At 67.0% G+C, this 12,712-nt stretch carries 14 protein-coding genes and 1 tRNA gene; 6 read left to right on the forward strand and 9 right to left on the reverse strand.

Features of this window, described 5'->3' with window-relative positions:
• Nucleotides 1-5: 5 nt before the first annotated feature.
• The 3 genes from CRJ03_RS15650 to CRJ03_RS15660 form a co-directional block, all read right to left on the reverse strand.
• Entirely contained in the window at nt 6-1,244 is a 1,239-nt protein-coding gene (locus tag CRJ03_RS15650; protein WP_104019805.1) for an aspartate kinase, read from the reverse strand.
• Between the two features lie 117 nt (nt 1,245-1,361).
• Nucleotides 1,362-2,009, reverse strand: coding sequence for an SDR family NAD(P)-dependent oxidoreductase (locus CRJ03_RS15655; RefSeq protein WP_104019806.1), 648 nt, complete (start codon nt 2,007-2,009; stop codon nt 1,362-1,364).
• A gap of 8 nt (nt 2,010-2,017) precedes the next feature.
• Nucleotides 2,018-2,434 (reverse strand): DUF1178 family protein, encoded by a 417-nt coding sequence (locus tag CRJ03_RS15660; RefSeq protein ID WP_104019807.1) that lies wholly within the window; start codon nt 2,432-2,434, stop codon nt 2,018-2,020.
• A gap of 216 nt (nt 2,435-2,650) precedes the next feature.
• Between CRJ03_RS15660 and CRJ03_RS15665 the strand changes: the two genes are divergently transcribed.
• Genes CRJ03_RS15665 through bfr form a run of 4 tightly spaced genes read left to right on the forward strand, consistent with a single transcriptional unit; the run spans nt 2,651 to nt 4,031 of the window.
• Nucleotides 2,651-2,815, forward strand: coding sequence for a hemin uptake protein HemP (locus tag CRJ03_RS15665; RefSeq protein WP_104019808.1), 165 nt, complete (start codon nt 2,651-2,653; stop codon nt 2,813-2,815).
• Nucleotides 2,812-3,285 (forward strand): hypothetical protein, encoded by a 474-nt coding sequence (locus tag CRJ03_RS15670; protein ID WP_104019809.1) that lies wholly within the window; start codon nt 2,812-2,814, stop codon nt 3,283-3,285. Before CRJ03_RS15665 ends, CRJ03_RS15670 begins: the two co-directional genes overlap by 4 nt.
• A gap of 19 nt (nt 3,286-3,304) precedes the next feature.
• Nucleotides 3,305-3,598: a (2Fe-2S)-binding protein gene (locus CRJ03_RS15675; protein ID WP_104019810.1), complete on the forward strand. Its 294-nt coding sequence runs from the start codon at nt 3,305-3,307 to the stop codon at nt 3,596-3,598.
• Nucleotides 3,546-4,031 (forward strand): bacterioferritin, encoded by a 486-nt coding sequence (gene bfr, locus CRJ03_RS15680; RefSeq protein WP_104019811.1) that lies wholly within the window; start codon nt 3,546-3,548, stop codon nt 4,029-4,031. Before CRJ03_RS15675 ends, bfr begins: the two co-directional genes overlap by 53 nt.
• A gap of 18 nt (nt 4,032-4,049) precedes the next feature.
• Here bfr and CRJ03_RS15685 read toward each other — a convergent pair whose 3' ends face one another.
• The 3 genes from CRJ03_RS15685 to CRJ03_RS15695 form a co-directional block, all read right to left on the reverse strand.
• On the reverse strand, nt 4,050-5,960 hold the full coding sequence (locus tag CRJ03_RS15685; RefSeq protein ID WP_104019812.1) for a cation:proton antiporter domain-containing protein: 1,911 nt from the start codon (nt 5,958-5,960) through the stop codon (nt 4,050-4,052).
• A 33-nt stretch (nt 5,961-5,993) separates the two neighbouring features.
• Complete coding sequence (locus tag CRJ03_RS15690) at nt 5,994-8,252, reverse strand: hypothetical protein (RefSeq protein WP_104019813.1); 2,259 nt, start codon at nt 8,250-8,252, stop codon at nt 5,994-5,996.
• 128 nt (nt 8,253-8,380) lie between these two features.
• Nucleotides 8,381-9,661 (reverse strand): O-acetylhomoserine aminocarboxypropyltransferase/cysteine synthase family protein, encoded by a 1,281-nt coding sequence (locus CRJ03_RS15695; RefSeq protein ID WP_104019814.1) that lies wholly within the window; start codon nt 9,659-9,661, stop codon nt 8,381-8,383.
• Between the two features lie 84 nt (nt 9,662-9,745).
• Here CRJ03_RS15695 and CRJ03_RS15700 point away from each other — a divergent pair, with 84 nt between their 5' ends.
• The gene (locus CRJ03_RS15700) at nt 9,746-10,159 is read left to right on the forward strand and encodes a VOC family protein (RefSeq protein WP_104019815.1); all 414 of its coding nucleotides are present in this window, start codon (nt 9,746-9,748) and stop codon (nt 10,157-10,159) included.
• Between the two features lie 117 nt (nt 10,160-10,276).
• Here the strand turns inward: CRJ03_RS15700 and CRJ03_RS15705 are convergent, their stop codons facing one another.
• Both CRJ03_RS15705 and CRJ03_RS19975 read right to left on the reverse strand, forming a co-directional pair.
• Complete coding sequence (locus tag CRJ03_RS15705) at nt 10,277-11,281, reverse strand: GT-B fold glycosyltransferase domain-containing protein (protein WP_104019929.1); 1,005 nt, start codon at nt 11,279-11,281, stop codon at nt 10,277-10,279.
• A gap of 65 nt (nt 11,282-11,346) precedes the next feature.
• Nucleotides 11,347-11,430: transfer RNA gene (locus CRJ03_RS19975), tRNA-Tyr, on the reverse strand.
• A gap of 113 nt (nt 11,431-11,543) precedes the next feature.
• Here CRJ03_RS19975 and rlmB point away from each other — a divergent pair.
• Nucleotides 11,544-12,320, forward strand: a complete 777-nt coding sequence (gene rlmB / locus CRJ03_RS15710; RefSeq protein WP_104019816.1) for a 23S rRNA (guanosine(2251)-2'-O)-methyltransferase RlmB — start codon at nt 11,544-11,546, stop codon at nt 12,318-12,320.
• Here the strand turns inward: rlmB and CRJ03_RS15715 are convergent.
• On the reverse strand, nt 12,302-12,679 hold the full coding sequence (locus tag CRJ03_RS15715) for a hypothetical protein (RefSeq protein ID WP_129590301.1): 378 nt from the start codon (nt 12,677-12,679) through the stop codon (nt 12,302-12,304). The two genes, rlmB and CRJ03_RS15715, sit on opposite strands and share 19 nt — an antisense overlap.
• Nucleotides 12,680-12,712: the final 33 nt, after the last annotated feature.

Below are 12,712 nucleotides of genomic sequence, written 5' to 3' on the forward strand. Positions count from 1 at the left end.
CGGCGTCAGGCCGCCTTGTCGAGATCAAACGCATCATGCAGGGCCTGAACCGCGAGTTCCATATATTTCCGGTCGATCAGAACGGAAATCTTGATCTCTGAGGTTGCAATGACCTTGATGTTGATTCCTTCGTCACAAAGCGTCTGGAACATCTTGGCCGCCACGCCGGACTGGCTGCGCATCCCGATGCCCACGGCAGAAACCTTGGCCACGTCGGTATCCGCGATCAGGTCGTGATAGTTGATCTCGCCCGCTTCCTTGGCCGCGTTGAGCGCCTTTTCCGCGCGCCGCACCTGATCGGTGGGGCAGGAAAAAGTCATGTCGGTGCGGCCTTCTTCGGCGATGTTCTGGATGATCATGTCGACGTTCACGCCGGCCTCGGCCAGCGGGCCGAAGATCGCCGCTGCGATGCCGGGGCGGTCGGCGACCGATACGAGGGTCATCTTCGCTTCCTCGCGGGAATAGGCGATGCCGCTGACGATATTGGATTCCATGATTTCCTCCTCGGCACAGACAAGCGTGCCTGCCTCGTCGCTTTGTTCTTCGAAACTCGACAGCACCCGCAGCTTGACATTGTAGCGCATCGCGAGCTCGACGGAACGGGTTTGAAGCACCTTGGCCCCGAGCGAGGCCAATTCCAGCATCTCCTCAAATGCGATCCGGTCGAGCTTGCGCGCCTTGGCGCTGATGCGCGGATCGGTGGTGTAGACCCCGTCCACGTCGGTGTAGATATCGCAGCGCTCTGCACCGAAGGCAGCGGCGAAGGCAACGGCCGTGGTGTCCGAGCCGCCGCGACCCAGCGTGGTGATGCGGCCCTCGGGGCTGATCCCCTGGAAGCCCGCGACCACGGCCACGCGCATGCCCTCGGCGAACTTGGCGGTGATGTTGTCGGGCGGGATGTCCTCGATCCGCGCGGCGGAATGCGCGGCGTTCGTCTTCAGCGGCACCTGCCAGCCCTGCCAGCTTCGCGCCGGGATATCCATCTCCTGCAAGGTGAGCGCCATCAGCCCGGCGGTCACGTTCTCGCCCGAACTGACCACGGCATCATATTCGCGCGCGTCGTAGAGCGGCGAGATCTCGCCCACCCAGCCCACAAGCTCGTTGGTCTTGCCCGACATGGCCGAGACGATGACGATCACGTCATAGCCCTTGGCCACCTCGACGCCCACGCGCTTGGCGGCCCGGCGGATGCGGTCGATATTGGCGACGGACGTGCCGCCGAATTTCATCACGAGAATGGGCATGGCGCGAGACCTGAAGCGAAAACTCGCGCGCGGTTTACGCGCGGGCAGATTTGGGCGCAAGGGGGCAGGTGTCGTGGGCGAGGGGCATGCCTGGGTAGGATTCCGGCCCCATCCCCGTCAATAAGGGTAATCGCGCCCGTCCCACGTCTGGAAACAGCCGGTAGAGGTCTTGTCGAGCGCATCGAACCGCGCAATCAGCCCCTCGGCGGCCTCGTCCACCGAGATATCCGCCGCGTCGCCGCCCATGTCGGTGCGTACCCAGCCCGGGTGATAGATGCCTACGGCGATACCCTCCGGGGCGAGGTCGGTGGCGAGGTTGCGCCCGAGATTAAGCGCCGCCGCCTTGGAGGCGCGGTAGATGTAGCTGCCGCCCGGCGCACGCGTGTGGCTCGCCATCTGGCTGGAGATGATGGCGATGCGCGCGCCTTGCGCCGCGCGCAGGTTGGGCAGCAGCGCCTGCACGCTCAGGAACACACCGGTGACGTTGGTGGCAAAGGTTTCCGCCCACATCGAGGCGGGATAGCCCGTGTCGAGTGCTTGCCCCTTGTCGGGATAGATGCCCGCGTTGCACACCAGCAGATCGACCGCGCGCCCGCCGAGATGCGCGGCGAGGTCTTCAAAGCCCTCTGCCCGGGTCACGTCGAGCGCGACGAGGCCGCCGCCACCCCGGCGCGACGTGCCGGTGACCGTGTGCCCGTCCGCCCGGTAGCGTTTCGCGAGTTCCGCGCCGATGCCGCGTGACGCGCCCGTGATGACGACATGCATGGGCACCCTCAGTTCGTTTTGCGGCGCGGGGAAAACGGCAGGGGGGCGACCGGGATACCATCCTCGATCAGGCGCCTTGCCTCCTCGGGCCGTGCCTCGCCATAGATGGCGCGCTCGGGCAGGTGCCCGTCATGCATGTCGCGCGCCTCTTGTGCGAATTGCGGCCCCACATAATCCGCATTGGCCTCGACCTTGCGGCGCAGGGCGGCGATCACCTGTTCGGCGCTGCCCGGCTGAGCCGCGAGCGACCGATCGTCGCGCGCGCCCTGAACCTGCGGTGACATCAGCGCCTTCTCGACCCGTGCCGATCCGCAGATCGCGCACGCCACCATGCCGGTCTCGCACAGCCGGTCAAAGGCCGACGCGGATTGGAACCAACTGTCGAAGCGGTGCCCCTGCTCACATTTCAGAGTGAATTTTATCATTCCCCGCACGCCCGTGTTGCTGAGTCATAGTTATCCCGGTGGGCGAGAAGATCAAGCGCCAGTAATATGATAAAAAGAATCAGAATTGACAGTTCTGACTATTTCACTCAGCTTGTGAGCGCCAAGCCAATCCACCACGGTCAGCCCGGCATCTTGCACCCGAGAGCGGGACCGCGCGACGCGCGCCCCACCGCCCGAGCGAATGGAGACCTTGACATGATCCGTGCCCAGACCGGAGCCGGCCACAGCCTCTTGGCAGAGGCCGCCTGCCACGACGCCCGCGACCTTACCGAGGGCGGCAATACCGCCTATATCGTCCTCGACGGACAAACCTACACCCTGCGCATCACCCGCGCGGGCAAACTGATCCTGACGAAATGAAACATGCTCGCGATCTCTCCGGCGAACTGCCCGTGGCGGCCATGCGGGGTGTGGAGCCGCTTGCAGCACTTGTCATCGGGGCCCTGCGTGGCTGGAACCGCGGCGGCGCGGGGGCGGCGCTCGTCACCCTGCGCGCGCAGATGACCGAGGGGCAGGCAGCAGCGGCCATGGCAGCAATGTGCGATCTTGCCGGCATCCTCGGTGCCGCGCGGCGGCGTCCGCTTGCCTGCCATGCGCCGGAATGCCCCTGTGTGGGGGCGGACGAGGCGACATTCGCCCGCTTCGTTCAAGAGGCGGCGCTGGGCGAGCGCGACGAGGCGCTCCTGCTCGCGAGCCTGATGGTCGATGGACCGGCCATCACAGGCCTTACAGACGCGGCGCAGCGCTTCGGTCTGCACCTCTACCGCGCCACGCTGCGAGATGCTGCGGCGTTCGCGGCCGCCCGCCCCGCAGGGACCACGCTACACTGAGAAAAAGGACTGCCGCACGATGATCGTCTGCCACTGCATGGCCATTACCGATACCGATATCCGGCGCGCCATCGACTGGATGCGCGCCTCCGGCCCCGAGACGGTCATCACTCCGGGCAAGGTCTATCGCGCGCTGGGCAAGCGCGCCGATTGCGGTGGATGCCTGCCGCTTTTCATTGACACGATGAGCGAGCAGTCGACGCTCGCTGTTCCCATGCACCTGCGCGCCCTGCGGCGCGCACCCACACAGGGAGACCTCCATGAAAGGCGACCAGAAGGTAATCGACTATCTCAACAAGGCGCTCAGGAGTGAACTGACCGCCGTCAGCCAGTACTGGCTGCACTATCGCTTGCAAGAGGATTGGGGATACGGAAAGATCGCGGCGAAATCCCGCGAGGAGAGCATCGAAGAGATGCACCACGCCGACAAGCTGATCGAGCGGATCATCTTTCTCGGCGGTCACCCCAACCTGCAAAAGCTCGACCCGCTGCGCATCGGCCAGACCCTGCGAGAGACGCTCGACGCCGATCTCGCGGCGGAGAACGAGTCCCGCACGCTCTATATCGAGACCCGCAATCATTGCGAGAGCGTGGACGACTATGTCTCCAAGAACCTGTTCGAAGAGCTGATCGCGGACGAAGAGGGCCATATCGACTTTCTCGAAACGCAGATCGACCTGTTCGACAGCCTCGGAGCCGAGCGCTACGGCCTGCTTAACGCCAGCCCCGCCGACAGCACCGAGTGATCGAACCAGAGCCGCGCCTCAGTCTTCGCCGCGCTCATGTGGTGCGGCGGAGCTTTCCTCGAGCTGGGTGAGCAGCATCGTCTGCAAATCCGCCTCGAGCTCTCGTGCCCGCGCGATGTAGGCAGCATTCTCAAACGTCGGCACGTCCGGATCCCACAGCGCGGCCAGTTCGCGCACGGACTGCCGGTCGTGCTGGTAGAACAGCTTCTCCGCTTCTGCTGCCTCGAATTCCGTCAGCCCGACATTCTCCAGCACGTATCGACCGGCGCGCAGCGATCCGTCAAAGACCTCGCGCACGATGTCGTTGGCCCCCGCCTTATAGAGGCGGAAAACATGGGTGCGGTCGCGCGCGCGCGCCACGATGTGCAGGTCAGGCCGCTCGCGCCGGGCGAATGAAACGAGCCGCACGCAGGCATCTGGGTCATCGAGCGCGGCGACGAGAACGCGCGCCTCGCCGATGCCCGCGGCGTGTAGCAGATCGGGCCGCGTCGGATCGCCGAAGAAGCCCTTGACGCCAAAGCGGCGCATCCTCTGGATCGCCATCAGGTCGTTGTCGAGCACCACCGTGTCGAAACCGCTCGACCGCACCAGCCGGTTGACGACCTGTCCGAACCGCCCGATCCCGGCGATGATGACCTGCCCGGTGCGGTCGATCTCGTCGGCCTCGGGTGTCGCGGCAGTGGTCGCCATGTGCCATGACATCCTGTCGAAGAGCAGGAACAGCAGCGGCGTGATGAGCATGGTCAGGGCGATCACCAGCAGCAGGATCTCTCCCATGCCACGCGGCAGCACGTTCTGTTGATTCGAGAACGCGACCAGCACGAAGCCGAATTCGCCGGCCTGCGCCAGCGACAGGGTGAACAGCCACAGATCGCGCCCGCGCAGCGCGAAGGCCCGGCCAAGCACGTAGAGGATTGCCCCCTTGGTCAGGATCAGCCCGCCCGCGAGCCCCAGCACGAGAAGCGGCGCGCCCTGCAGCACGCTGAAATCCATCCCCGCTCCGACGGTTATGAAGAACAGCCCCAGCAGCAGCCCCTTGAACGGCGCAAGGTCGCTTTCCAGCTCGTGGCGAAACTCGCTGTTGGCCAGCACCACGCCCGCGAGGAATGCGCCAAGCGCGGGCGACAGGCCCACGAGCATCATCAGGAACGAGATTCCCACCACGATCAGCAGCGCGAGCGCCGTGTACATCTCGCGTAGCCGCGCGGTGTGGATGAAGCGAAAGACTGGTCGCGTGAGATAGACACCGGCCAGGATGATCGCCGCCACCGCCGCCACCGTCACCAGCGTCGCCGCCCAGCCCGGCAGGCTGGCGATGAAGTTCTGCGCCGCCTCGTGTGGGGCCGCCTCGGTGACCGTGTGCGCATTTTCCGCGCGCTCACGCGCGGCGGCAAAGACCATGTCCATCGTGCGCGGCAGTGCCAGCAGCGGCAGCAGGGCCAGTATCGGGATCACCGCGATGTCCTGCGTCAGCAGCACCGAAAAGGCCGAGCGCCCGCCGCCGGTCTGCATCAATCCCTTCTCGTTGAGGGTCTGCAACACGATTGCTGTCGAGGACAGCGCCAGCGCCAAGCCGACGGCCAGCGCCACCGTCCACACCTGCCCTAGCCAGAGGCCGCCGAGCATGATCGCGGCGGTGGTCAGCCCGATCTGAAGCCCCCCGAGCCCCAGAAGCCGGTGCCGCATATCCCATAGCGCGCGCGGCTCCAGCTCGAGCCCGATAAGGAACAGCATCAGGACCACGCCGAATTCGGCCATGTGCTGCAACTCGGCGGTCTCATACCCGCCGACCAGCCCGAGGACCGGACCGATCGCGATCCCGGCAGCGAGGTATCCCAGCACCGAGCCGAAGCCGAGCTGCGCCGCCAGCGGCACGGCGACGACCATCGCCACCAGGAGTATCGTCGCCTGAAACAGAACCCCTTCCATCGCCCGGCCCTCGTTTGTGTGCGCTCTGGCCCCTTAGCCCCGGGGCATCCGCAGCACCACGCTGCGGCCGCTCTTGCTGTAGCGCAACTCCGTATCGCCGATGGCCAGGACCCGACCGCCGTCGATCCGGTCACCGACCTGCACCTTGCGATATCGTCCGTTCGACAGGCGGACAAGGGCGCGCCGGTTCGATGGCGTACCGTAGACGCCGATGAGGTTAACCTGTCGCAGATTGATTGCATTGCGCACGGTCGCGCGCTGGGCGATCGAAGCGGAGGTCGGGATGGTCGGCCCCGCCGCGGCGGCACGGCGTGGCGTCGCTTCGCGCGCAATCGCCTTGGGCCGCAGCCGTGGCTTGAGCGATTCGGTCACGGCCTCGTCGGTTGCCTCGGCCACCGCCGCCGCCACCGCTTCCGCGTCGGCACGCGCGATTGTCTCTGCCGGACGGGTTCGGGGGCGCAGCGTCGCCAGCTCGGTCCGCGTGCGCCCGCCAAGAGCACCGCGCTCGTGCTCTTCGACCAGCGTTTCGGGCCGCAGCCGCGGGCGGATACCCGACAGGTTCTCGCGCGCCTCTGCCGCCTCGTCCGTCGGGGTGAGCCCGGGAAGGGGCACGGCGCGCGGCGGCGTTTCCGGAGGGAGAACAGGGGGCGGGCCGGCAACGACGCGAACGCCCTCGGGCGTGAGCGCCCCCTCCGGCGTTGCGCGCACGAGGCCGCGCGCGTCGAGCTCGAATGTCCGGCCCGGCGGCGGCGGCAGAGCGGGCCGCGGCGGCACGAGATCGGCTGCGAGCGCGCGCGCTTGTGGTAGCGCGACGGCGTCACCGAGGTTCACCTGTTTGTCGATCGATGTCTGGTAAAAGGTGTCAAGGCTCCCGGTTCTCGGCTCGTCCGGTGCCTCTGGTGCCGAGGGCCAGATGCCCGTGGCGGCATAGCGGGCCCGGGCCTCCTCGGGGGTGCGCGGTGCCGTCCAGCCGCCTGCCGCACTCTCCGCGCCGGGTTCCTCGGCGGGTCCGGTCTCGTCGTCCTTGGCTGTGGCGGGCTCTTCGGGGGCGGACAGGGCAGCGACGCCGGGCTCACGGGGCGCCGGTGCCGGCTCAGGCGCGTCGAGACCGGTATCGGCAGGCTCGGCAGGTTCGGTTTCCGCGGTGTCTGCCGATGGCTGCGAGCCGGTGCTCTCCAGTTCGGGGATGTCGGGCGTCACCGCGACCTGCGGCTCGCCCCCGCGCAGCAGCTTGCCCAGCCCCGACTCGGGAAAGATCGCGGCCCATGTCGCGACGCCGATCAGGGCGATCAGCAAGGCTGCCGTGAGCATGAGTCCCAGGAAACCCGGCTTTCTTCGGCGCGCATCTGCCGTGCTACGCGCGCCGAATATGGTCAGCCGTTCGGCCTCGTCGGCTGGTGTCAGTGACGCTGCGCCGGCCTCTGTCGCGGCCGGGTTAGGGCCTGGCGCTCCGGTGGTATCGGTCGGGCCGGTATCGGCCTTCGGTGCCTTGTGCCGCGGCTTCGGGGTCGTGGTCCTGTCGGTCGCGGGGCCGAGCGTGGGGGCGTCGTCGCGCGGTGCGAGACTGGCATGCGCAGCCCCGCTGATGGCACGTGCGTCCGCGTCGGGCAGCGGGGTCGGTGTGATGCGCGCCACCCCCTCGAGCCGCGGCGCGGTCTTGGGGGGCATGCCGCGTTCGGCGCGCACGCTTGAAAAGGACAAGGTCTCCGGCCCCGGCTCGTCGGCAACGGCCTCGTCCGTCTCGGCCAGTGGAAGCGCGCCGAGACGTTTCAGCGGGCCGGTATCACGCTCGACGGTGCCAGAGGCCTCGGCTTTCCCGGTCATGCCGAAGAACGGCTCGCCCTCATAGATATTCTGGTCGGGATCGGCCACGAAGCAGATCGGGTTCAAACCGTGCTCGATGGCGAAACTTTCCGCTTCTTCCAGCGTCTCTCGTGCGACGGCGGCGATGTAGAGCCGCTTGCCGCTCACGGTCCAGTCGTAGGCGAGATCGTCCAGTGCGTAGGGTGTGGCCCCGTCCAGCGCGTCGGCCGCCGCCGCATCGTGATCGCCGTGGGGTGCAGAGGCCTCGGGAATGTCGAGATAGCGGATTTGCTCGTCTGGAATGACGAGCTTGGTGCGCATTCCCGCGGGATCGAGCGTGTTCGCCTTCTTGCGCAGCGCTGCGAGATCGTCGCTCAGCGATGGCGAGTCGAGCGCCACCTCGCCGACGACGTGCCACCCCGCCTCTCCCGCGCGATGCAGGAGCGCAATTCCGTCGAACGTCAGGTCGAGGGCGAAATTCGGTTTCATCGGGTTCGTCTTACCACGCGCACGCCACCACCGGGAGTCTCAAGAGCGTCTTCGAGCCTGACGCGGCGGCGCGCGGCGGTCAACCGGCGGAACCGCGCGCATGCCCGCGCGCGGTCGCGTCGCCCCCGTCAGCCAGACGCACGCGCCAGCGCCTGATCGAGATCGGCGACCAGGTCGTCGGCATCCTCGATCCCGATGGAAATCCGCACCACGTTGGGCGCGGCCCCGGCCGCGACCTGCTGTTCCTCGGTCAACTGCCGGTGCGTGGTCGAGGCGGAATGGATCACGAGGCTGCGCGTGTCGCCGAGATTGGCGACATGGCTGAACAGATCGAGGCTGTCCACCAGCCGCACGCAGGCGTCATATCCGCCCTTGAGCGCCACGGTGAACAGCCCGCCCGCCCCCTTGGGGCAGATGCGCGCCACACGGTCGTGCCAGGGCGACGAGGGTAGCCCGGCATAGGTCACGCTTTCGACCGCCGGGTGACTCTCGAGCCAGCCCGCGACCTTCTCGGCGTTCTCGCAATGGCGTTGCATGCGCAGGCTGAGGGTCTCGATCCCCATCAGCGTGTAATGTGCCGCCTGCGGGTTGAGGGTCATGCCGAGGTCGCGCAGCCCCACGGCGATGCCGTGAAAGGTGAACGCAAGCGGCCCGAAGGTCTCGTGGAACTTGAGCCCGTGATACGCGGGTTCGGGCTCGCTCAGCGAGGGGAACTTGCCCGAGGCCGACCAGTCGAACTGCCCCGAATCCACGACGCACCCGCCGGTCACCGTGCCGTTGCCGGTGAGGAACTTGGTCATCGAATGCACCACCAGCGTCGCCCCGTGTTCGAGCGGTCGGCAGAGATAGGGCGTGGCCGAGGTATTGTCGACGATGAGCGGCAGTCCCGCCTCGTCCGCGAGCCCCGCCACGGCATCGAGATCGGCGATGTGCCCGCCGGGGTTGGCGATCGACTCGCAGAATATCGCGCGCGTGTTGTCGTCGATGGCGGCGCGGATGGCGTCGGCGTCGTCGATGTCGACGAATTTCGCCTCCCAGCCGAAGCGCTTGATCGTCTGGCTGAACTGCGTGATCGACCCGCCATAGAGCCGCGTCGAAACCACCACGTTGAGACCCGGCCCCATCAGCGGGAAAAGCGCCATGATCTGCGCCGCGTGCCCCGACGAGCAGCACACCGCGCCCGCGCCGCCCTCGAGCGTGGCGACACGTTCCTGCAGGGCGGCCACGGTGGGGTTGGTCAGGCGCGAGTAGATGTATCCCACTTCCTGCAGGTTGAAGAGCGCCGCCGCGTGCTCGGCATCGCGGAACACGTAGGCGGTCGTCTGGTAGATTGGCACCTGACGGGCGCCGGTCGTCGGGTCGGGGCGCGCGCCCGCATGAATCTGCAACGTGTCGAAACCATAGGTCATCTCGGGGCTCCTCCCTTCGGAAATACTTGAAAACCCGGTTACGGCATTGAAAGGTGCCCCGCAACAGGCATGAGGAGGCCCAATATGGCACACCCGTTTCATCTGGCAATCAATGTCACCGATCTTGACGCAGCGCGCGAATTCTACAGTGGCGTGTTGGGCGGCGTCGAGGGGCGCTCGACAGAAACATGGGTGGATTTCGACTTCTTCGGGCACCAGTTGTCGCTTCACGTCGGTGAACCGCTGGCCACCGCCCCTACCGGCAAGGTGGGCGATCACATGGTGCCTATGCCGCATTTCGGCGTGGTGCTGCCGCTCGACGACTGGCGCGCGCTGGCCGGGCGACTGGAGGCGGCAGAGGTCGAGTTCGCGATCCCGCCCTCGGTGCGGTTCAAGGGCGAGCCAGGCGAGCAATGGACGATGTTCTTCCGCGACCCGTCTGGCAACCCGATCGAGGTCAAGGGCTTCGCCGATATGGGGGCGGTGTTCGACACCTGAACCGGGGGTGCGGCCTCCGACGTGGTTGGGTATTTGGGCCAAGAAGAAGCCGGCCGTGGTTTCTTCTTGGTAAAAATACCCCGTTCCGGCGGTTCCGGTTCGCGCATCGCTGCGGGATCAGCGCATCCAGAATCCGTTGCGCTTGATCGCGTTGCGGATCGCCTGTTCACGGCGCGGCAGGTTGTCCTGGTCAAAGAGCGCACGCACCTTCTGCCCACGCCCCTGGTAGATCATGCGCTTTATGGCGTCGTATTCCTTGAGCACCTTCTTGATCTTGTTCGGGGAGGTCACCTCCTCGAGCACGGCGATCACCCGGTCGCTCTCACGCGCGTAGAGCAGGGGCAGGGTGCGGTAATGGCAGGTCACCGCGCCATCGAGCAGACCCACTGGCAGCGTGTCGCGCCCGCCACCAAGGGCGTGGATAACCAGCGGCAGCGCGACCTGGTCGAGCCAGGGATCGAGCGACTGGCACACGAGTTCCGGCGGCGGGTCGTCGCGGATGGCAAGCGCATATTCGAGGAACCGCTCACCAAAGACACGCGGGCAGCGGTAGTAGAAGAAGCCCGCGTTGAAATATAGATATCGCTTCCAGTACTCGTCGGGTTGGCTCAGATCGAGCGAGCTTTCGAAATCCAGCCCGAACCTGTCGTAGAGCGATTTCCAGATCGCCGTGTAGCCGGGGCCGTAGAGGTCCGGCTCGGGCCATGTGCCGGTGCGGCGCAGCGAGGCGGAGGGGCGGTCGAAATCGAACGGCACATCCGTCAATTCACCCGTTACCAGCGTGTCGGTGTCGAAGAACACGAATGGCTCGCCCTCGGGCAGCGCGAGCAGCGCCTCGATCTTGTTGCCATAGGGGTAGGGTTGTCCGAAATGGTGTGATGCGAAGGGCACGATCTCGGCGTCCAGTTCCGCCAGCCGGGCGCGGGTTTCCTCCCCGGCGATACGCGGATCGTTGCGCCATAGCGGTCCCGGCTGCGGCTCGGCCACCAAGAGCCGCCCGGTGAAGCCCGGCGACATCGCGCGCAGCGAGGCGGCGAAGATCAGCGCCTCGTATTGCAGCCGCCCGCTCTGCCCGACGACCACGATGTTGAAACCGGTCCCCGCCTCGGTCGGTTGCGCCATGCCCATGCCCCCGCGTTTCTTACGGAACTATAGTCGCCGGGGGGCGGGCTCAGAAAGGGGGAAAGTGGTGGGCGACCTAGGAATCGAACCTAGCGTGCGTCTCCGCGAGGGAGTTACAGTCCCCTGCCACACCTTGCGGCCTGTCGCCCACGTGCCGGGCGTCTTAGAATTGGCGCCGCGGCCCGTCAACCGGAAAATCGCTTGCGCGCCCTGTCGCGGCGGTGCAAGGACGGAACCTTGGACGAGAGGGGGCGCGCGGCCGATGAAGAAACCCCGCTGGGTGATCGAGAAAGAGCAGGCGCGGCGGGTCGAGGCCGCCGGGACGGTGTGGCTCTTCGGGCTGCACGCGGTGCGCGATGCGCTGGAAAATCCCCGCCGCGAGAAGCTGCGTCTCGTGGTCACGCGCAACGCCGCTGACAAGCTGTCCGAGGCCATCGCCATGAGCGGGATAGAGCCCGAGATGGCCGATCCGCGCAAGTTCACCGCGCCGCTCGATCCGGGATCGGTGCACCAGGGCGCGGCGCTGGAGGTGAAGCCGCTCGACTGGGGCAAGCTGGCTGATCTCGCGCTGCGCGACGGCCCTGGTGCGCCGCGGCTGGTGCTGCTCGACCGGGTGACCGATCCGCACAACGTCGGCGCGATCCTGCGCTCGGCAGAGGTGTTCGGTGCGCGCGCGGTGATCGCCCCGCGCCACCATTCGGCCCCCGAGACCGGTGCGCTCGCGAAATCTGCCAGCGGCGCGCTGGAGCGCCAGCCCTACCTGCGTGTGCGCAACCTTGCCGACGCGATCACTGAGCTGCAGGGCATGGGCTACCTCGTGCTTGGCCTCGCGGGCGAGGCGGATCAGACGATCGAGACGGCGCTCGAAGGGCGTCGTGACCGGCCCGTGGCGCTTGTCCTGGGGGCCGAGGGGCCGGGTCTGCGCCCGCGCACGCGCGAGACGGTGGACGCGCTCGTGCGCATCGACGCGGCGGGCGGTTTCGGCTCGCTCAACGTCTCGAACGCCGCCGCCGTCGCGCTTTACGCCGCGCGCGGCTGAGCCCGTGCCGCGGCATCCTCGAACACCGAAAGCACCCGCCCCTTGATCATCCATGCCAGCCCGAAGGCGAAAAGCCCCGCCGCCTCCAGCACGAAGGTGAGGTTGAGCCGGTTCCAGAAGCCGAGGAAATCCGGTGCCACGGCCCCGACCGCCATCTTGATCCCGAGCACGGCGACCACCCCGAGGATCACCCGGCCCAGCACCCGGTAACAGGCGTTGCGCAGGCCCTTGCGGTTGCCGTCCCGTTCGGCGGCCTCGGAATTAACGCGGGTGAAGACGCGCAGCACCACGTAGGCGAGGATGAGAAACATCACCCCCGCCGCGCCGTAATGCACCGTATCGAGCGGAAAGCCGGTCACCTCCGTCCGCCCCTGAAGCACCGCCCAGAAATC

Source organism: Roseovarius nitratireducens, assembly GCF_002925845.1.
Classification (GTDB): domain Bacteria; phylum Pseudomonadota; class Alphaproteobacteria; order Rhodobacterales; family Rhodobacteraceae; genus Roseovarius; species Roseovarius nitratireducens.